Here is a 20697-nt window from a genome sequence, read left to right on the forward strand (position 1 = left end):
AGGAAGGCGATGAGCCACCACCGAGCTGGAGCCTCCCGATGACGACGCCGTGGACCGAAGACCAGGTCGCGGCGCTGGCGCCGGACGCGAATTCGCTGTCGGCGGCCCGCAAGCTGGTGAGCCGCTGGCGCGAGTGCGGGCAGCACGGCACGGCGCTGTGGGGGCAGTGCCAGGGCAGCGGCGCCACGCCGTATCAGACGATCGTCGACCTGTCCGGCTCGGCATATCGGTGCTCCTGCCCGAGCCGCAAGTTCCCCTGCAAACACGCGCTGTCGCTGTTGCTGCGCTGGGTCGCGGGCGAGGTCGCCGTCGTTCCCGAGACCGCCGACTACGCGGCGTCGTGGATCGGCGGCCGTGCGGGGCGGGCCACCGCGACCGCGGACCGGTCGCGCACCGCGAACCCGGCCACCGCCGAACAGCGGCGGGTGCGGGTGACGGCAGGCTTGGAGGAACTCGACGTCTGGCTCGGTGATCAGGTACGCACCGGGCTCGCGCAGGCCGATCGCTCGTATCGCGCCTTCGAGGCCGTGGCCGCCAGAATGGTCGACGCGCAGGCCCCCGGCCTCGCCTCCGCCCTGCGCAGGCTCCCGGTCGCCATCGCCACCAGAACCGACTGGCCCGATGTGGTGCTGCGCGAGTACGCGCGGATGCACCTGCTGATCGCCGCGCACCGGCAGCTCGACTCGGTGGCTCCCGCGCTGCGCGCCAGCATCCGAACCCACGTCGGCTATCCCAACCCGGCCGAGGCGGTGCGCGCCGAACCTCCGGTCCGCGACCGATGGATGGTGTTCGGATCGCGGATCACCGAGGACGAGCGCCTCTACACCCGGCGGACCTGGCTGTACGGGAGGGAAAGCAGACGCTGGGCGCTGGTGGTCGACCATTCCTTCGGGTCCCCCGGCTTCCCCGCCGACGTTCCCCCGCTCGGGCAGATGGCCGACGCGCAGCTGCATTTCTATCCGGGCGCCGCGCCGCTGCGCGCACTGTGGGGGGAACGGCACAGCGCCGCCGAACCTTTCACCACACTGCCCGCCGCCGACAGTCCCGCTACGATCGCCGCCGCGCTGGCCGCGCACGCGTCGGCGCTGGGCGCCGATCCGTGGTTGCGTTCCTGGCCGATGCTGCTGGCCGACGTGATGCCCACCCGCACCGAACAAGGCTGGTACGTCACCGAATCCGACGGCACGGCGCTGCCGATCCGGCCGGGCGAGCAACCGTGGACACTGCTGGCCGTCTCCGGTGGTCATCCGGTGACCGTGGTCGGCGAGTGGAGCGCCGACGGGCTGGAGCCGGTTTCGGTGTTCACCGCCGGTGTGGTCGTCGATCTGGTGCGCACCGAGGGTTTCGGATCCGAAGCGTCCCACCCGCCCGCAGGGTCGACCGCCGGCGCGGACCTCACGTCCGTCGCCCTGCTCGGTACCGCACGCCGAACGCCGGATCTCGCCGCGCTCGTGCCGTCGATCGCGCGCGCGGCGAATCGATTGCCGAGCGATCCCGCGGTGCGGCTCCTCGAAACAGCCGCGCTGCAAGACCTTTTCCTCCGTGGCGGCCTCGAACCTGCCACCGCGGCCGCACCCGAGCCCGCCGCGGACGATCCGCGCCCGTCGTTGCCGCGCGCCGCGGCGGCACGCCTGTCCCGCATGCTGCGGGAGCGCTCGGCATTTCTTCCCGAATGGTTCGACGCGGCGCGGCCGCACGATTACCGGGCGCCGGACGCGCTCTGCGAGCAACTGCTCGAGCACGCGAAGATCAACGCCACCCTGCGCGAGCCGCTGCTCCGGCTCGCGGGCGCCCGCGGCAGCTGGCTGGCGGCCCGGCATCCGGACTGGCGCGACCTGGTCCGGCAGCCGTCCACCGCGTCCGAGCGCTCCGCCGACACCTGGCTGTTCGGCCGGCCGCCCGAGCGCCGCGACTGGCTCGCCGAACTCCGGCGCGACGACGCGGGCGCGGCCAGGGCGGCACTGACCGCGGCATGGCCCAAGGAAACCGGGCCGTTGAAGGCCGAACTGCTGGCCGTGCTCGCCGACCGGCTCGGCCCGGACGACGAGCCCCTGCTGGAAGCGGCGCTGGACGACCGGCGCGCGGACGTGCGCCGCACCGCCGCCGGACTGCTCGCCCTGCTGCCGGAATCGGCGTTCACCCAGCGGATGCGCGAGCGGGCGAACGCGTGGATCCGCGCCGAGCACCGGATGCTGCACACGAATGTGCTGCTCACACTGCCGGATACGCTCGACGCCGCCGCACAGCGCGATGGGATCACCGACCGCACGACCGAGTTCGCCTACCGCTGGAACGGCGCGCCCGACGTATCCGCGGCCCGGCTCCGGCAGGTGGTCGCCGCCACCCCGCTCGCGCACTGGGCCGGTGTGCTCGGCACGCCGCAGCAGGCGGTGCGCGCCACGATCGACGACCGTTTCCGGCAGCCGGTCTTCGACGGCTGGGTGGATGCCGCACTGGCGCAACGTGATTCGGCGTGGGCCCGAGCGCTGTTCGACGCGGGCGTGCCCACGGACCTGGCGATGCTGCGCAGGCGAGAGCTGTTCGCGCTGTTGCCGCTGCCGGATCGGACCGCGCACCTGACGCGGCTGGACGGCTCCTGGCTCTCCGAGATCGAGGCGCTGCTGCCCGCGATGGGCCATCCGTGGCCGGAAGCGCTGGCCCAGCACGTGGTCCTGCTGCTGTTCGAGCGGGCGCGGGCGGCGGCGCGACGTCCCGAGACGCACGGCGCCGCACCGAACGCGCACCGGTCGCTGCTCACCGCGGCCGCAGTGCACCTTCCCGTCGCCGCCGCGGGCACAGTGACCGCGGTGGCCCGCCGATGCGACGATCCCGCCTGGGAGCGGGCCTTCGACCAGCTCGCCCATGACCTCAACCACCGCTCGATGATGCTCGAGGAGCTGCAGTGACCACCACCGACCCGGCGCCGGATCTGCTGCGCCCCCACGCCGAACAGGCATACGCCGACGAGCTGCGCGCCCTCGCCGCCGCCGACGACCGGCCCCGCCCGCCGTCCTGGCGACTGTCGCCCTGGGCGGTGGTCACCTACCTGCTCGGCGGCTCCCTCCCCGACGGCACCGTGATCACCCCCAAGTACGTCGGCCCGCGCAGGCTCATGGAAGTGGCGGTGGCGACGCTGGCCACCGACCGGGCGCTGTTGCTGCTCGGTGTGCCGGGCACCGCCAAGACCTGGGTGTCGGAACATCTCTCCGCCGCCATCAGCGGTGCGTCGACGCTGCTGGTGCAGGGCACCTCGGGCACGGCCGAGGAGGCCATTCGCTACGGCTGGAACTACGCGCGGCTGCTCGCGGAGGGGCCGAGCGAGGCGGCGCTGGTGCCGTCCCCGGTGCTCACGGCCATGCGGGCGGGCTCCATCGCCCGGCTCGAGGAGCTCACCCGCATCCCGTCGGACGTGCAGGACGCGCTGATCACCATCCTGTCCGAGAAGACCTTACCGGTGCCCGAACTCGGCATTGAGGTGCAGGCCGCCAAGGGTTTCAACGTCATCGCCACCGCCAACGACCGCGACCGCGGGGTGAACGAGTTGTCCTCCGCGCTGCGCCGCCGGTTCAACACGGTGGTGTTGCCGCTGCCCGCGAGCGAGGACGAGGAGGTCGCCATCGTCAGCAGGCGGGTCGAGCAGCTCGGCGCCGCACTGGAACTGCCCACCGTGCCCGCGGCGGCCGAAGAGGTGCGGCGGGTGGTGCGGGTCTTCCGCGAGTTGCGCTCCGGCAGCACCGCCGACGGCCGGACCAAGCTCAAGTCGCCGTCCGGAACGCTGTCCACGGCCGAGGCGATCTCGGTGATCACCAACGGGATCGCGCTCTCGGCACACTTCGGCGACGGCGTGCTGCGCGCCTCCGATATCGCGGGCGCGGTGCTCGGTTCGGTGATCAAGGATCCGGTGGCCGATGCGGTGGTGTGGACCGAGTACCTGGAGGCCGTGATCCGCGAACGCCCCGACTGGGCGGATTTCTACCGCGCCTGCCGTGAGGTCAGCGGGTGACCTCCGGCACCGAAACCGCCGCGACGACCAGGGTTTTCGGCATCCGCCACCATGGTCCCGGGTCGGCGCGCTCGTTGCGGCTGGCCTTGACGGCCTTCCGGCCCGACATGATTCTCATCGAGGGGCCCGCGGACGCCGATCCGCTGGTGGGCCTCGTCGCCGCCGAAGGGATGTCCCCGCCGGTCGCGCTGCTGGCCTACGTCCCCGACGCACCCGCCAAGGCCGCGTTCTGGCCCTACGCGGTGTTCTCCCCCGAATGGCAGGCGCTGCGCTACGCCGTGGACAACGACGTACCCGTGCGGTTCTGCGATCTGCCCGCCACCGTCACGCTCGCGACGGAGGACGAGCCCGGCGACCGGTTCGATCCGCTGGCCGCGCTCGCCGAGGCGGGCGGCTACGACGACGCCGAACGCTGGTGGGACGCCGTCGTCGAGACCGTCCCGGACGCCGACGCGTTCGAGGCGATCACCGAGGCGATGGGCGCGCTGCGCGAATCCGTCGAGCACACGGGTGGCCGGGGCGACATGATGCCGGAAACCGGCCCACCGGACGCGAACGAGAACCCGTCGAACGGCGAGGACGTCGAGACCGTCCACAACCCGCCTGCGGTCGACCTCACCGGGCAGCTCGCGGACGATTCGGGGCCGGAACCCGATTCGGTCGCGGAAGCGGTTGCCGATTCGCCGTCGCGCGAATCACCATCCGAGCCACTGGTGGTCGACGCCCACACGCTGCGGCGCGAGGCCTATATGCGCCAGACGATGCGCAAGGCGCTCGAGGACGGAGCGAGGCGGCTCGCGGTGGTGTGCGGTGCGTGGCACGCGCCCGCGCTCACCGGCGCACTCGGTCCCGCCGCGCCGGACGCCCGGTTGCTCAAAGGCCTGCCGAAGACCAAAGCCCGGCTCACCTGGGTGCCGTGGACGCATTCGCGGTTGTCCACGTCCTCCGGCTACGGCGCGGGGGTCACCTCCCCCGGCTGGTACCACCATCTGTTCACCGCGACCGAGCGGCCGATCGCCCGATGGCTGACCAAGGTGGCCGGCGTGCTGCGCGCCCACGATCTGCCCGTCTCCAGCGCGCATGTCATCGAAGCCGTCCGGCTCGCCGACGCCCTCGCCGCGTTGCGCGCCCGCCCGCTCGCCGGTCTGTCGGAGGTCACCGAGGCCACGCGGTCGGTGCTGTGCGGCGGAGACGAGACGATGCTGCGGTTGGTGATCGGTGAACTCGTCGTCGGCGAGGCGCTCGGCGCCGTTCCGGAGCAGACGCCGACCGTGCCGCTGGACGCCGACCTGCGCGCCACCATCCGGTCGCTGCGGATGAAGCAGGAGCCCTCGATCCGCACCGTCGACCTGGATCTGCGCAAAGAACGCGAGGTCGAGCGGTCGCGTCTGTTGCACCGGCTGCGGGTCCTGGACATCGAGTGGGGCACGCTCACCACCAGCGAGGTCCGCAGCACCGGCACCTTCCGGGAGACCTGGACGCTGCGATGGCATCCCGAGTACGCGATCTCGATCATCGAGGCCTCGCGCTGGGGCACCACCATCCGCAGTGCGGCGGAGTCGAAGATCCTCGACACCGCGAGCCGCGCCGACCGCTCGGTCGGCGAACTGACCGCCGCGCTGGAAGTCGCGCTGCTGGCCGACCTGGGCGGCGCCACGGACGGATTGATCGCCCGGCTGGAATCCACCGCGGCGCTCGACCACGACGTCACCCATCTGCTGGCCGCGCTGCCCGGCCTGATCCGGACACTGCGTTACGGCGACGTGCGCGGCACCGACACCAAGGCGCTGGCCCATGTCGCCGACGGGCTGCTGGTACGCATCTGCGCGGGCCTGTCGGCGGCGGTGACCGGATTGGACACCGACGCCGCCACCGAATTGCGCGGTCTCCTGGACGCGGCGCACACCGCCATCCACACCAGGGACGACGACTGGGCCACCGGCGAGTGGCTGGCCGCGCTGCGCCGCGTCGCCGACCGCGACGACGTGCACGGCGCGCTGGTGGGGCGTGCCGTCCGTTTGCTCGCCGACGCCGGCCGCATCGACGACGCCGAGGCCGCGCGGAGACTCTCCGCGGCGCTGTCGGTGGGCGCCACCGCCGCGGCCAAGGCGGCGTGGATCGACGGGTTTCTCGGCGGTCGCGGTCTGTTGCTGGTGCACGACCGGGAACTGTTGCGGCTCATCGACGGCTGGTTGCGCGGCCTCGGCGACGACACCTTCGTCGAAACCCTGCCGCTGCTGCGCCGCACCTTCGGCGCGTTCGAATCGGGCGAACGCCGCGCGATCGGGCAGGCGGTCCGCGACGGCGGATCCGTCGCCGCCACGTCGGCCGTCGCGGGCGTCGACGTCGACCGGGCCACAGCCGCGGTGCGCACCGCGGCGGAGATCTTGGGGGTGACGGTATGAGAGGTCAGGACAGGGCATGAGTGGCGAAGCACAGTCCCGGCGATGGCGATTGGTGCTCGGCGCGGCCGCGGAGGAAGGACTGGGCGGGCTGGGCTCCGGCACGGACGCGGCCATGGATCGGGCGCTGTCGGCGCTGTACAACACCGATGACGAGACCTCGCCCGGCAAGCGCACCGGCGGTTTGCAGGGCTCGGCCCCGCGGGTGGCCCGCTGGCTCGGCGACATTCGCGGCTACTTCCCCGCCTCCGTCGTCGAGGTCATGCAGCGCGACGCCGTGGAACGGCTCGACCTCACCCAGTTGCTGCTGGAGCCGGAACTGCTCGAGGCGGTGGAGCCCGACGTGCACCTGGTCGGCACCCTGCTGAGCCTGAACCGGGTGATGCCCGAGACCACCAAGGCGACCGCGCGCATGGTGGTGGAGAAAGTGGTGCGGGAGATCGAGCAGCGCGTCGCGGCGCGGACCGTCGCCGCGGTCTCCGGTGCGCTGAACCGCGCTGCCCGCGTCACCCGGCCGCGATTGCGGGACATCGACTGGGATCGCACGATTCGTAAGAACCTCGCCACCTACCTGCCCGAGCATCGCACCGTGGTCCCCGAACGCCTGGTCGGCTACGGCCGCAAGGCCCAAGCGGTGCGGCGCGATGTGGTGCTGGCCATCGATCAGTCCGGTTCGATGGCCGCCAGCGTCGTCTACGCGTCGGTGTTCGGCGCGGTGCTCGCCTCGATGCGGTCGCTACGCACCTCGATGGTGGTCTTCGACACCGAGATCGTCGATCTGACCGACAAACTCGACGACCCGGTGGAGGTGCTGTTCGGCACGCAACTGGGCGGCGGCACCGACATCAACCGGGCTCTGGCCTACTGCCGGTCCCTGGTAACCCGCCCGGCCGAGACGTTGTTCGTCCTGATCTCCGACCTCTACGAGGGAGGCATCCGCGACGAGATGCTGCGCCGCGTCCGCTCGATGCAGGAGTCCGGCGTGCAGGTCGTCGTGCTGCTCGCGCTGTCCGACGACGGCGCGCCCGCCTTCGATCACGACAACGCCGCGGCACTCGCCGCGCTGGGCATCCCGGCGTTCGCGTGCACGCCCGACAAATTCCCGGAGCTACTGGCGCTGGCTCTCGATCGCGGCGACGTCCGGTCCTGGGCGAACGCCAACGCCGCCCACCACTGAATCGGCCTGCACAGCGCCATGACGGTCAGCGAAACGGAGGGCGCGCAAGCCGCGCCCGGAACGCGTCAGCCCGGGTAGCCCCCGGGGAATCCCCCCAGCAGGGAGAACACTTGGATCGCAAGCGAAGACAGCAGATCCACGATCGTCATCGGTTCCACGGCAACTCCTTGTCCGGGCGGGCGAACAGGACGGCTCTGCGATCGTACGCGCCGCGGCGGGCTTTTCCGGGCATCGCCGCCGGGCGTGTGCGCAACCGCTACGAGCTGGTCGCGACGGGTTTCTTCGAGACGGGACCCATCACGCCCCAGGCGGTGGCCGCCGCGGGGACCACGAAGGGATGCAGGGCGGCGGACACCGCCAGCAACGCGACAGCGACCACCGTGTCCAGCCAGTAGTGGTTGGCGGTGCCCACCACCACGACCGTGGTCAGCACCGGATGGGCCAGCGCGAGCCAGCGCCACGACGTGCGAGTCGCGGCGACTACCGCCACCCCGAGCAGCAGCGCCCAGCCGACGTGCAGCGAAGGCATGGCCGCGAACTGATTGGACAGCCCGCCGGAATCGGCGTCGCCGTAGACGGATTGGCCGTACCGGGCGGCCAGATCGATGAACCCCTGATCGGGCAGCATGCGCGGCGGCGCGAGCGGGACCAGTATGTGCACCACGAGCGCGGCGCCGGTCAGCGCCACCATGAGGTTCCTGGTCCAGCGGTAGTGACCCGGGCGAAACACCCACAGCCACAGCAGGACCCCGACGGCTACGGTGAAATGCGCACTGGCGTAGTAGAAGTTGGCCGGAACGGCGAGGAACTCGCGGTCCAGGAACAACGACTGAATCGTGCGCTCGTCCGGCAGGCCGAGCCGTCTTTCGAAGCCGAGCAGACCGTGCGCGTTGGCCATAGCGCGCCCGGTGTCGTCGGCGGTGACCAGCCGTCCCGCGCGATAGCCGAGGTAGAGGACCGTGATGAGGACGAGCTGCCCGACCGCCTCGCCGCCGCGTCCGCGAACAGCCGCCCGCACCCGTTCGACGACTCCGCCCGGCGCGAACTCCAGTCCGGCGCCGTAGTCCACAGCGACCATCGCGCGGCCTCCTTCCCCGTTGAGTCAGGCCGTTTACCGAGAATTAAGTGGAGTGGTAACCTCCGTTTAACCTAACACTACGAAACCGACAACTTCAGCAAGATGTGACGGGACAGACAGCGGCACGCCGAGGAACGAGTTCGCTTGCGACACAAGTGAACTCGCGATTCGTGCCGCCCGCTCGGAGGGCATCGGTACTGGTGTCACCGGGTACGCGGAGGCTGTGCTGAAGCGATGTATTGCCGTCCGGTGCCCGCTCGAAGCGGACTGATCCCTGATGCCGTTACCGATGATCGCGGCTGAGTCCAGATCGGCGGCGGTTCCGGCCGACCCACGATGTGATCGCCGGGAGGACGCAGTCGTCTTCGGGAACACGGTCACCGTGGCACACCCCGGGCGAGTACCGGGGCCTGTCACCGACCGGCCGATCCGTCACCGACAACGCGATGTTCATCGTCCGCTTCGCCGACGACCGAGTCACCGAGCGATCCGGGAGGGCGTGGACGGCTTCGCACAGATGCGACAACTCGGCGGTGAACCGCCCCCCGGGTCGGCGACCCGCCGCGCGAACGCCACCGCCTTGTTCCCCGTTTCGGCGCAACGCCGGCGAACGCACCCGAGTCGCCGTTGTTCACCCGAATGCGTCGCGAGGTGCGAACCCGCCTGTTCCGGGCCGCCAAACCGCCGCGTGCGGCGCACGCTGGACGTGCGCCGCACGGGCGGCTCTCAGAGGTCGGCGATGGCCGCCAGCGGCGGCGTGCGCGCGGCCCGCACCCCCGGCCAGAGCGCGGCCAGCACCCCGACGACCGCCGAACTGATCAGAACCAGCACCAGCTGACTCCACGGGATGGCGATCTGGTCGAGGCCGAACTCACGCAGCGTGCGCAGGAAACCGACGCCGAGCCCGAGGCCGAGCAGCATGCCGACGATCGCGCCGAACACCGCGATCAGCATCGACTCCAGGTAAATCGTCCGGCGCACCTGGGCGCGCTGCATACCGACCGCGCGCAGCATGCCGATCTCCCTGCGTCGCTCCACCACCGACAGCGCGAGCGTGTTGACGATGCCGAGGATCGCGATCACCACCGCCAAGGCGAGCAGGCCGTACAGGATGGCCAGCAGGGTGTTGATCTGCTTGCCCTGCGCGCCTTTGAACTCCTCGCGGTCCTGCACCTGCACCACCACGAACTGCTCGGTGGCCTTCTCCAGGTCGGCACGCATCTGGGTGAGGTTCGCGCCCGGCTGCGCCTTGATCAGCACCAGGAAGTTGGTCCGGAAGTTCAGCGGGACGACCTCGTCGTAGACCGTCTGCGACACCACCATCGGACCGAGCAGCGGGTTCTTCTTGTACACCCCGGTCACGGTGAGCGGCACCTTCTTGCCGTCCACACTGGTCGGGGTCACCTGGTCGCCGACCTTCCATCCCCGGTCGCCGGCCTCGTCCTCCGACACCAGGACGTCCCTGGCGCCCAGCGTGTCACTGCCGCGCACGATCTCGTAGTTCAGCACGCCGGCCAGCGGACCGTCCGGCGACGTGGCGAACACCTGCTCGCCGCCGAGCTTGAAGCCCGCGCCCCGCATCCCCACCACTTGCTCCACGCCCGGCACCTCGGTGCGCGCGGCGTCGGCCGCGCCGAACGGCACGCCGAGCAATTGCGGTCCCGCCAGCACGTAGTCGGCTCGCACACCCTTGTCGACCAGCACACCGACGCTGGCCTTCGCCGAGGCGCCCAGCATGCCGATCGCCGAGACGAGCATCAGTCCCAGGGTGAGCGCGAACGCCGTGGCGGCGGTGCGGCGAGGATTGCGCGCCGCGTTGTTGCGCGCCATGCGGCCGATCGGCCCGAACGGACGCACCAGCGCGCCGAGCCCGCCGACCAGCGGACGCGACAGCGCGGGCGCGGCGAGCAGCACGGCGAAGATCAGCCCGAGTGCGCCGACACCGACCGTGGCGGCCGCCGTGCCACCGGTGCGCTGCGCACCGAGCATGACGAACCCCGCGCCGAGCACGGCGAGCACCGCGCCGCAGATCGTGCGCAGGCGCAGCGACTCCCCCGCCGACGCGAACTCTTCGCGCATGGCCTGCACCGGCGGAATCCGCGAGGCGCGGCGGGCGGGCGCGTAGGCGCTCACCATCGTCACCGCGAGACCGACCAGCAGCCCCACCGCGATGGTGCGCGGCCGCACCGCCATCGATCCGGTCGGCAACCCGAGGTCGAAAGCGTTGAGCACCGCCGACAATCCGAACGCCAGCCCGACGCCGCCGGCCAGGCCGATCGCACTGCCGATCAATCCGATGACGAACGCCTCCGCCACCACCGACGTGCCGACCTGCTGCCTGCTCGCGCCGACCGCGCGCAGCAGCGCCAGCTCCCGCAGTCGTTGCGCGACGATCATGGAGAACGTGTTGTAGATGATGAACGTGCCCACGATCAGCGCGATCGCGCCGAAGGCGAGCAGGAAGTAGTTGATGAAGTTCAGCGCGTTGGAGATCTCCTTCTTCAGATCCGCGCGCACCTGCTCGCCGTTCTGCACCTTGTAGCCGGTCAGCTCTTTCGCGAGATTGTCGCGCAGTTCGTCCCCGGGGATGCCGGTGGCCGCGAGGTCCACGTAGGCGACGTGCAGTCCGTCGGTGAACAGCTTGCGCGCCTGCGTGTCGTCGAACAGCACCCCGATGAAACCGCCGGTATCCGACGGGACTTCGTAGATACCGGTGAGCGTCACGTCGATGGGATCGGGCTGGGATGGGATGAGGATCTTGGTCCGATCACCGATCTTCAGCCCGGCCCGTTCGGCGCCACCGGTGTTGAGCGCGACCTCGCCGGGGCGGGCGGGCGGTACGCCCTGCAAAAATTTCTCCGGCTCCGCGACGGCCTTCTCCGGCGGAAGGTACGACTTGCCGAACGTAGGCGCACCGCCGGTCTGCACCGCTTTCTTGCCCGTCGGGTCGAGCAGCACCACCGGTCCGTTCACGCTGGGCGCGACCGTGCGGACGCCGGGGTACTTCACCAGCTCGTCCACCACGTTGTTCGGAACGCCCTGCGCTTGACGCTCCTTCGGGCTCACCCGGACGTCGACGCCCTTCGCCTCGTTGGCGAAGATCCCGTCGAAGGTGCTCTGCAACGTATCGGTGAACACGAACGAACCCGCGATGAACGCGGTGCCGAGCACCACCGACAACAGGGTCAGCGCGAGACGCACCTTGTGCGCGGCGAGGTTGCGCAGCGCGACTTTGCGCATCGGACTTCCGGCCATCACGCCCGCCCCCGATTCTCCCGTGAACGCCCGCTCACGCCTGCTCCAGCGCTTTCATCCGATCGAGCACGGTGTCGGCGGTCGGATCGCGCATCTCGTCGACGATGCGTCCGTCGGCCAGGAACACCACCCGGTCGGCGAACCCGGCCGCATGCGGTTCGTGGGTGACGATGACCACCGTCTGCCCGAACTCGTCCACCGCGGCGCGCAGGATCGACAGCACCTCCCCCGAGGCGCGGGAGTCCAGGTTGCCGGTCGGCTCGTCGCCGAAGATGATCTCCGGCTTGCCCGCGAGCGCACGGGCGCAGGCCACCCGTTGCTGCTGTCCGCCGGACAGCTCGCTGGGACGGTGGGTGAGCCGATCGATCAGCCCCAGCCGCCGCAGCACGGTGTCCAGCCACTCCCGGTCGGGCTTGCGCCCCGCGATGTCCAGCGGCAACGTGATGTTCTCCAGCGCCGTCAGCGTCGGCACCAGGTTGAACGCCTGGAAGACGAAGCCGATCCGGTCCCGGCGCAGGCGCGTCATCTGCTTGTCGGACAGACTGGTCAGGTCGGTGTCGCCGATGCGGACGGTGCCCGAACTGGCGCTGTCCAGCCCCGCAAGGCAGTGCATGAGGGTCGACTTGCCCGATCCGGACGGGCCCATGATCGCGGTGAACTCTCCCTTCGCGAACTCGGCCGATACTCCGTCCAATGCCCTGACCTGGGTGTCACCCGATCCGTAGACCTTGGTCAGTTCGATAGCGTGGGCCGCGACATCGGTCGATGCCGCCAGGTCGGCGATGTCGGCGCCCAAGGCTGGGAAAGTCATGCCGTCCAGTCTTACCGGCTTCGCGGCCCCACGCCATCAGGGAAGACCCTGTGTTGGTCTTCCTACTCCGACTTTCCGACGACCACCCACTCGAAAGCCGAGGCTTTCGAGCGGGCGCCTTCGAGGGCGCGCGAGCGGTTGGGTTCGCCGAGTTCGGCCAGTAGCTCCTCCGACATGTGCACCAACGCGGCCAGCGTGGCGGGGGTGAACCAGTCCGGCCTGGTGGCGAAGAGGATGTCCTCGGATGCGGTGTTGCCGCTCGCGCCGGGGGCGAAGGGGCAGCCGCCGAGCCCACCGAGCGCCCCGTCGACCATGTCCGCGCCGGCCGCGACGGCGGCGAGCGTATTGGCCACGCCCATTCCCCAGGTGTCGTGACCGTGGAAGACCACGCGGCGCGGTGGCGTCCGGTCCCGCACCGCGGCGACCAGCGCGGCGACCTCGCCGGGATGGGCTTGACCGAGCGTGTCGGCCAGGACGATGTCGTCCGCGCCCCCGGTGCGCGGGTCGCGGGCGATGGCCAGCACCCGCTCCGGGTCGACCGGGCCGTCGAACGGGCAGGTGAAGGCCGTCGCCAAGCAGAGCTGGATCGACCCGCCCGCATCGCGGGCCAGGCGCACCGCGTCCGGCATGGCGGCGACGCTGTCGGCGGTGTCGCGCCCGATGTTCGCCCGGTTGTGCGCGTCGGAGACCGAGAAGCAGTACTGGAAATTGCGCACGCCCGCCGCGGCGGCCTTCTCGACATGGCGCGGCGTCGCCACCCACACCCAGCAGCGGCGCAGCTCCTCCGGGGTCAGCGCGGCGACCAATTCCATGGTGTTCGCCATCGGCGCGACCAGGTCCGGGCGCGCCATCGAGCCGATCTCCAGCGCGGGTACCCCGAGCGCGAGCAGGCGGCGCACGATGTCCACCTTGCGCTGCACGGACAGCAGTTTGCCGGTCAGTTGCAGACCGTCGCGCAACGTGACGTCGCGCAGCACCGGCGCGGTCATCGCTGCTCCCGAGCCCGGTGGTGACCGCACATCACGCCGCCCCAGGGCTTCTCGCCCGCCCCGGTCGGATTCGGCTGGACGGCGGGCCTGCTGGTGCCCGGCGAGAGCAGCTCCCGCGCGCCGCGGCCCTTCGGACGCCTCCGGTCGTGCGACTGCGTGCTCATCGCGCCTCCAACGCGTCGATCTCGGCCTCGCTCAGGCCGAGCAGACCGGACAGCACCTCCCGGGTGTGCTCACCCAGGTCGGGGCCTACGGTCCGGATGGGCAGGGACTGATCGCCGATCACCGGGACGATGCCGGGAAAGCCGACGACCTTCGGCTCTGGCGCGCCGACATCCACGGCGAACGGCTGGATCATGTTGCGGGCCCGATACTGCTCGTCGGCCACGATGTCGGCCGCGGTGTAGATCGGGCCGCACGGGATCGCGGCGGCGTCGAGCAGTTTCAGCGCCTCTGCGCGGGTATGCCGGACCGTCCACTCGCCGATCGCCGCGTCCAGCCGCTCGCGGTGGCGCCAACGGCCCGCGTTGTCCTGGAGTTCCGGGTCCGCGGCCAGATCGGACCGACCGATGACCGCCATGTAGCGCTGGAAGATGGCGTCGCCGTTGCCGCCGATGATGATGCTGGTGCCGTCCGAGCACGGGTAGGCGTTGCTCGGCGCGATGCCCTCCATCCGGCCGCCGACGCGTTCACGCTGGATGCCGTAGGCGAGGTAGTCCGGCACCAGCGACTCCATCACCGACAGGATCGCCTCGTTGAGCGCCACGTCGATCACCCGCTCCCGCAGCGGGACCGGCGCGTCCGGCTCGGCGCGGCGCTCGCGCTGGAACAGCGCCATCACCGTGCCGAACGCGGCGTAGATGCCCGCGATCGAGTCGCCGATCGAGACGCCGGTGCGCACCGGGGGACGATCCGGATCGCCCACCAGTTCGCGCAGCCCGCCGACCGCCTCGGCCACCGCCGCGAACCCGGGACGCTCCGACAGCGGCCCGGTCTGCCCGTAGGCGGAGATCCTGGTGATCACCAGGTCCGGATTCGCCTCGTTCAGCACCTCGGGGCCAAGGCCCCACTTCTCCAGCATCCCGGGCCGGAAGTTCTCCAGCAGCACGTCGCAACGGCGGACCAGGTCGAGCACGATCCCGCGCCCCGCCTCGGTGCGCAGATCCAGCGTGATCGACTTCTTGTTGCGGTTGATCGTCCGGTAGAGCATCGAGGTGTCGCCGCCGTAGAGCCGCCAGTTGCGCAGCTCGTCGCCCGCTTTCGGGCGTTCCACCTTGATCACCTCGGCGCCGAAGTCACCGAGGATGCGCCCGGCGGTCGGCGCGGCTATATAATTGCCGAGTTCCAGGACGCGCACCCCGTCCAGCGGCCGAATACTCATGGCAACCAGTATGGGCTGTGTTGGTTTTTGCAGCGCCTGCGGCGCTGCGTGTTCACGGCCCCGAGAAGTCTCGCACCCGAGCGACCGAGACTCGCGACTACGTCGCATGCGCTTCGGTTACTCGGCCGCGAGACGGGCCGCGAACGGTGCTCGTAAGACTCGCACCCAGCGGGGCTGGGTTGGTCTCGGTCCTCTCTAGATGGCGGGGCAACACCCCTTCGTGGTGGCTTGATGACCGTGGCGTTTCGTGGGCCCGACCTGTTGATTTGGCAGGTCGGGCTGCTGGCGACGGCGCACCGCGACGCGAAGACACCGCATGGCCCCTCAACAGCCGGAAGATCCGGCAACCATGCGGGGTCCTCGCTCAGGACGCGAGCAGCCGCGTGTCCTCGATGATCGAGTAGTGCTCCGCGTTGCCCGAGATGGTGGTGCTCGTCGAGCCGTCGACGCCGACCGGGACGTCGCCGGCCAGGGTGATGCGGGTCAGCTTGCGCGGCTGGTCGTCGTAGTCGTCGATGGCGTAGTGCTGGGTGGCGCGGTTGTCCCAGATGGCGACGTCGCCCGGCGCCCAGTTCCAGCGGGCGGTGTTCTCCAGCCGGGTCACCCGGTCCTGGAACAGCCGGAACAGCGCGTGCGATTCCGTGCTGGACAGCCCGACGAAATGCTTGACGAAGTGGCCGAGCAGCAGCGCCCGCTCCCCGGTCTCGGGGTGCACGCGCACCACCGGGTGCTCGGTCTCGTAGTAGGTGGACTCGAACTCCGCCCGGTAGGCGGCCGTGTTCGGACGCGGCGTCTCCTCGACGCGGGCGTAGTCGTAGACGTTGGTGTGCACGGCACGCAGGGATTCGGCGAGCCGCTTGAGCGGCTCCGGCAGCGACTCGTAGGCCGCGACGGTGGAGGCCCAGGTGGTGGCGCCGCCGTAGGAGGGCAGCTGCACCGCGCGCAGGATGGACGCCTTCGGGATGCGGTCGACGAAGGTGACGTCGGTGTGCCAGCTGTTGGCGCGGCCGTGCTCGGAATCGATCGCCAGGCTCTTCACACCGTGCGAGGTGACCGTCGGATGCGGCGTGGTCGGTGAGCCGAGCAGCTCGGCGAACTCGTACTGCGCGTCCTCGGTGAGGTGATCCTGCCCGCGGAAGAAGATCACCTTGTGCTCCAGCAGCGCGTGCCGGACGACCTCGACGGTGACCGGATCCAGATCGCCGCCGAGCCGGACGTTGTCGATACGCGCGCCGATACGGGCGCCGAGCTTGGTCACCACGGCGGTGGATGGGGTGGCGGGTGCGACCGTCATGAGATCACCTTCGCTGTCGAGATCGGTTACTGCTCCCTAGAGCACATCACCGAGACAACCTCGCTGACCAGGGTTTTCGTCGCGCTGATCGCAAACAGGGCATCGCGAAACGAAGCCGCCCGACCCACGAACACCTCATGCGGCTCAGCGTGCGACCGAGCAAACGATCCGCGGCCACCGAGCAGACCCAGCCCCGAGAGGTGCGAGTCTTACGAGCGCCGTTCGCGGCCCGTCTCGCGTTCGAGTGAGCGAAGCGCATGCGACGAAGTCGCGAGTCTCGGTCGCTCGAACGCGAGACTTCCCGGGGCCGCGAACACGCAGCGCCGCAGGCGCTGCAAAATCAAACGCAGTGCTCGCGCAGGTACGCCAGATCCTCCGCGAGGCCGTCCCCCGGGGTTTCCAGGACCACCGGCGCGCCTGCCGTCCGGCACACCTCGGCGAGCAGTTGCGGGTCGATCGTGCCGTCGGCGAAGTTGGCGTGGCGGTCGGCGCCGGAGTCGAACTCGTCGCGCGAGGAGTTCAGGTGCACCAGGTCGATCCGCCCGGTGATCGCCTTGATCCGGTCGACGACGCCGATCAGTTCCTCACCGCCCGCCCAGGCGTGGCAGGTGTCCAGGCAGAAGCCAGCGCCGTAGTCGCCGACCGCGTCCCACAACCGGGCGATGGAATCGAAATGCCTGGCCATGGCGTGATTGCCGCCCGCGGTGTTCTCGATCAGGATCGGCACCGCGAATCCGCCCTTGTCCTGCTGGCGCTCGAACAGTTTGCGCCAGTTGTCGATCCCGGTCTCCAGCTCGGCGTCGGAACGCACGTGCCCGCCGTGCACCACAAGGCCGAACGCGCCGAGTTCGGCGGCCGCCTTCGCCTGCTGCGCCACCGCGTTGCGGGACGGCATGCGCAACCGGTTGTTCAGGCTCGCGACGTTGATCTGATAGGAGGAGTGCACCACCACCTCGATCGAGCTGGCGAGAATCTCCTCGGTCCGCGGATGCGGGGTGGGTTTGTCCCAGCTCTGCGGATCGACCACGAACATCTGGATGACGTCGGCGCCGAGTTTCTCCCCGAAGCCGATCGGGTCGCTGTCGAGCCGGACGTGTGCTCCAATGCGCATGCGGGCCACCATACTGGCAGCTACCGACGACAATCGAAGTTGCGCCGCGACTGTTACGTCCCCATGGCTCGCCGAGATACATGGGTAGTGTTCGCGCGCTCGACTCGAGAAGGGGGTGTAGCGGTGTTGCAGACCGGCGATGTCTTCGCGGGCTACGTCATCAAACGCGTCCTCGGCCGGGGCGGCATGGGCACCGTGTACCTGGCCCAGCACCCTCGGCTGCCCCGCCTGACGGCTCTGAAGCTGCTCGAACGGGAGCTCTACGCCGACACCGGCATCCGCCGCCGCTTCGAGCGCGAGGCCGATCTGGTCGCGGGCCTGGACCACCCGAACATCGTCACGGTGTTCGATCGCGGCGCCGAGCATCAGCAGTTGTGGATCTCCATGCAGTACGTGCCCGGCGCGGACGCCTCCTGCGCGGACGTCGACGTGCTCGCGCCCGGCCGCGCGGTGCAGATCGTGGCCGATACCGCCGCGGCACTGGATTTCGCCCATGCCAACCAGGTACTGCACCGCGATGTGAAACCGGCCAACATCCTGCTGGCGAAAGCGCCGATCGGACAGCCGGAGCGGGTGCTGCTCACCGATTTCGGGATCGCGGGCATCCGTGGCTCGGAGTCCACGATCGGCTCGTCGGGCACGATCACCGCGACATTGGCCTTCGGCGCTCCGGAACAGCTGATCGGACAGCCGCTCGACGATCGCGCCGATCAGTACTCCCTGGCCTGCACGCTGTTCTGGATGCTCACCGGCGCGCCGCCGTATCCCGGCGCCAACCCGGCGGCCGTGGTGAACAACCATCTGTACGCACCGATCCCGGTACCGAGCCGCGTTCGCCCCGCACTGCCGCCCGCACTGGATCCGGTGCTGGCTCGCGCGATGGCCAAGCGGCCCGCGGACCGATTCGCCAGTTGCGCCGAGTTCGCCGCCGCGGCGAAACACGCTCTCGGCGCACACCCCACCGGGCACTGGACGGCGCCACCGCACGCCATCCACGCCGACGGGCGCGCGGCCGAGCCGACGCACCGCACCGCCGCGCCGCGGCAGCCGGAAACCGCTCGGCCGCTGCCGAGTTTCCTGCCACCGCGCCGTCCCGTCCATCCCGGCCTTATCGAGTTGCCGAACTTGCCCATGCGCCCGGGATCCGCGGTGCGACAGCACCAGCAACCTCCGGACCCCCGGCCACCGCCGGGCGGCCCGGCGCACGCCGATCGCCCGCACGTCGCCATGCTCGACGAGCGATAGCCGGCGCGCGACTACTGCTATGGTTTCGATGTTTTCCGTGGTCGGGCCCATTCCGGCCACGCATTCTTATGCTGTACGCCTGTTCGCCGGTGGGTCCCGGCGGGCGGCGGGAAGTGGAGCAGTCATGCTGGCCAGCGGTGACGTTTTCGCCGGCTATGTCATCGAGCGGCAACTCGGCCGTGGTGGCATGGGCTCGGTCTATCTGGCGAAACATCCGCGGCTGCCGCGGATGACAGCGCTGAAACTGCTGAATCGGGAGATGTGCTTCGACAAGGAGGTGCGGGCGCGGTTCGAACGGGAGGCGGATCTGGTCGCCCAGCTCGATCACCCGAACATCGTCACGGTCTACGACCGCGGGCTCGACGACGAGCAGCTGTGGATTTCGATGCAGTACGTCGACGGTATCGACGCCGCCTCGGTGGAACCGAAGTCGCTGCCGCCCGAACGCGCGGTGCAGATCATCAAGGAGACCGCCGACGCGCTGGATTACGCGCACGGCAACGGGGTGCTGCACCGTGACGTGAAACCCGCCAACATCCTGCTGGCCCGCTCCACTGCCGGTCGCGGTGAGCGGGTGTACCTCACCGACTTCGGCATCGCGCGGCTGCGTGACGACACCGGTCATCTCACCCAGACCGGCACTTTCACCGCGACGCTCGCCTACGCCTCCCCCGAGCAGCTCACCGGCGCCTCGCTCGACCACCGCTCCGACCAGTACTCGCTGGCCTGCTCGCTGTTCTGGTTGTTCACCGGCACCGGCCCGTTCTCCGCGACGAACCCCGCCGCGGTCATCCAGGGACATCTGCAGGGAGCGCCGCCCGCGCTGAGCGGCGTCCGGGCGGGATTGCCTTTCGCGCTGGACGGCGTCCTGGCCAGGGCGATGGCCAAGCGGCCCGACGACCGGTACGGCAGCTGCGCGGAATTCGCCGCGGCCGCCAAACAGGCGCTGACCGGTTCGAGCGCGCCGTCGATGCCGGTGGTGGGCGGTCCGCGCCCGGTCACCGGGCCGCCGCACCCGACCGCGGGGCCGCGCCCGACGACCGGGCCGCAGATCCCGACGACCGGCTCGCCGTATCCGGTGGCGCAGGGGCACTACGTCAGCGGCCCCGGTCACCAGGTGCACACTCCGCAGACCAGCGGTCCGAACGCGCTCGCCGCCTCGGCCGCCCAAGCGACTCCGCCGCCCGCGCCGGTGGTGAACTCGCGGCCGCAGACCGGCCCAGCGCCGCAACCGACGGCCGCCAACCCCTACAGTCAGCAGCAATCCGGGTTCTCCGGCTTCGCCGCCCCACCGGCACTCCCGCACGGCGCGCACCTCCACCCGTCGGCCCCGCCGCCGCCGAAGAAGAACACCGGGCTGATCGTCGGTCTCGCGGTGGGCGTGGTCGTGCTGATCCTGGTGGTGCTCGGCATCATCGGCGCCGTCTCCGATTCGGGCTCGAACAACGCGGGCACCACGACCACGTCGGCGGTGAAGCCGAACCTCGTCGACGCGACACCGGAGTCGATCAGCGCGGAATTCCCGCGGATGGTGCCCGCCTCCCAGACCGAGGATGTCGGATACAACGGCGCGGAGTGCTGGCTGGCCTCGCCGAGCTCGCCGCCCTCGCCGTCCAAGGGTGACCCGGACTTCGGCGACTGGGCCGCGCAGTGGCGCTGCTTCAAGGGCGGCAACAACGATGATCCGTACTACCGCATCTACGTCTACAAGACCCCGGCCGACGTCCAGGCGGTGCTGAAGACGCTGCCCTCGTCGGCCACCAAGTCCAGCGACACCAACGGCGGGAAGACCTACACCAATTACAAGTACGTCGACGAGGGCGCCAAGATGGTCACCGCGTTCACCGGCGACCCGGATCGGACCCAGTTCCTGATGTACACCGACGGCTTCGCCCACACCACCATCGACGAAGCGCTGCGCTGGTGGCGCTCGGCGCCGCTGAACTGACCG

14 protein-coding genes are annotated in these 20697 nt (G+C 70.4%); 6 read left to right on the plus strand and 8 right to left on the minus strand.

Translation table 11 applies throughout. The features are described 5' to 3' along the window. Positions 1–38 precede the first annotated feature (38 nt). Genes ON29_RS22730 through ON29_RS22745 form a run of 4 tightly spaced genes read left to right on the plus strand, consistent with a single transcriptional unit; the run spans position 39 to position 7582 of the window. Positions 39–2906, plus strand: a complete 2868-nt coding sequence (locus tag ON29_RS22730; RefSeq protein ID WP_040869290.1) for an SWIM zinc finger family protein — start codon at positions 39–41, stop codon at positions 2904–2906. Further along, entirely contained in the window at positions 2903–4003 is a 1101-nt protein-coding gene (locus ON29_RS22735; RefSeq protein WP_040869291.1) for an ATP-binding protein, read from the plus strand. The genes ON29_RS22730 and ON29_RS22735 overlap by 4 nt, the downstream gene beginning before the upstream one ends. Next, on the plus strand, positions 4000–6408 hold the full coding sequence (locus ON29_RS22740) for a DUF5682 family protein (protein ID WP_040869293.1): 2409 nt from the start codon (positions 4000–4002) through the stop codon (positions 6406–6408). Before ON29_RS22735 ends, ON29_RS22740 begins: the two co-directional genes overlap by 4 nt. A gap of 16 nt (positions 6409–6424) precedes the next feature. After that, complete coding sequence (locus ON29_RS22745) at positions 6425–7582, plus strand: VWA domain-containing protein (protein ID WP_040869295.1); 1158 nt, start codon at positions 6425–6427, stop codon at positions 7580–7582. A 256-nt stretch (positions 7583–7838) separates the two neighbouring features. Here the strand turns inward: ON29_RS22745 and ON29_RS22750 are convergent, their stop codons facing one another. The 8 genes from ON29_RS22750 to ON29_RS22780 all read right to left on the minus strand — a co-directional run bounded on the left by ON29_RS22750 (position 7839) and on the right by ON29_RS22780 (position 17501). Then, on the minus strand, positions 7839–8660 hold the full coding sequence (locus ON29_RS22750; RefSeq protein ID WP_083864007.1) for a phosphatase PAP2 family protein: 822 nt from the start codon (positions 8658–8660) through the stop codon (positions 7839–7841). Between the two features lie 726 nt (positions 8661–9386). Next, on the minus strand, positions 9387–11915 hold the full coding sequence (locus tag ON29_RS22755; RefSeq protein ID WP_040869297.1) for an ABC transporter permease: 2529 nt from the start codon (positions 11913–11915) through the stop codon (positions 9387–9389). A gap of 34 nt (positions 11916–11949) precedes the next feature. Then, a complete protein-coding gene (locus ON29_RS22760; RefSeq protein ID WP_051175485.1) occupies positions 11950–12726 on the minus strand; it encodes an ABC transporter ATP-binding protein in 777 nt (258 codons plus the stop codon). Between the two features lie 62 nt (positions 12727–12788). Further along, positions 12789–13715 (minus strand): hydroxymethylglutaryl-CoA lyase-like TIM-barrel protein, encoded by a 927-nt coding sequence (locus tag ON29_RS22765; protein ID WP_040869298.1) that lies wholly within the window; start codon positions 13713–13715, stop codon positions 12789–12791. Continuing rightward, positions 13712–13879, minus strand: coding sequence for a hypothetical protein (locus ON29_RS36065; protein WP_157114177.1), 168 nt, complete (start codon positions 13877–13879; stop codon positions 13712–13714). Before ON29_RS36065 ends, ON29_RS22765 begins: the two co-directional genes overlap by 4 nt. Next, on the minus strand, positions 13876–15096 hold the full coding sequence (locus ON29_RS22770) for a CaiB/BaiF CoA transferase family protein (protein WP_040869299.1): 1221 nt from the start codon (positions 15094–15096) through the stop codon (positions 13876–13878). The genes ON29_RS36065 and ON29_RS22770 overlap by 4 nt, the downstream gene beginning before the upstream one ends. Before the next feature lie 364 nt (positions 15097–15460). Further along, positions 15461–16390 carry a TauD/TfdA dioxygenase family protein gene (locus ON29_RS22775; protein ID WP_040869301.1) on the minus strand — a complete coding sequence of 310 codons (930 nt, stop codon included), beginning with the start codon at positions 16388–16390 and terminating at the stop codon, positions 15461–15463. 340 nt (positions 16391–16730) lie between these two features. Then, on the minus strand, positions 16731–17501 hold the full coding sequence (locus tag ON29_RS22780) for a deoxyribonuclease IV (protein ID WP_040869380.1): 771 nt from the start codon (positions 17499–17501) through the stop codon (positions 16731–16733). 123 nt (positions 17502–17624) lie between these two features. Here ON29_RS22780 and ON29_RS22785 point away from each other — a divergent pair, with 123 nt between their 5' ends. Both ON29_RS22785 and ON29_RS22790 read left to right on the plus strand, forming a co-directional pair. Next, positions 17625–18746: a serine/threonine-protein kinase gene (locus ON29_RS22785; RefSeq protein WP_083864008.1), complete on the plus strand. Its 1122-nt coding sequence runs from the start codon at positions 17625–17627 to the stop codon at positions 18744–18746. A gap of 124 nt (positions 18747–18870) precedes the next feature. Next, positions 18871–20694, plus strand: coding sequence for a serine/threonine-protein kinase (locus ON29_RS22790; protein ID WP_040869303.1), 1824 nt, complete (start codon positions 18871–18873; stop codon positions 20692–20694). The last annotated feature ends 3 nt before the right edge of the window (positions 20695–20697 follow it).

Source organism: Nocardia exalbida NBRC 100660, from assembly GCF_000308575.1.
Lineage (GTDB): Bacteria > Actinomycetota > Actinomycetes > Mycobacteriales > Mycobacteriaceae > Nocardia > Nocardia exalbida.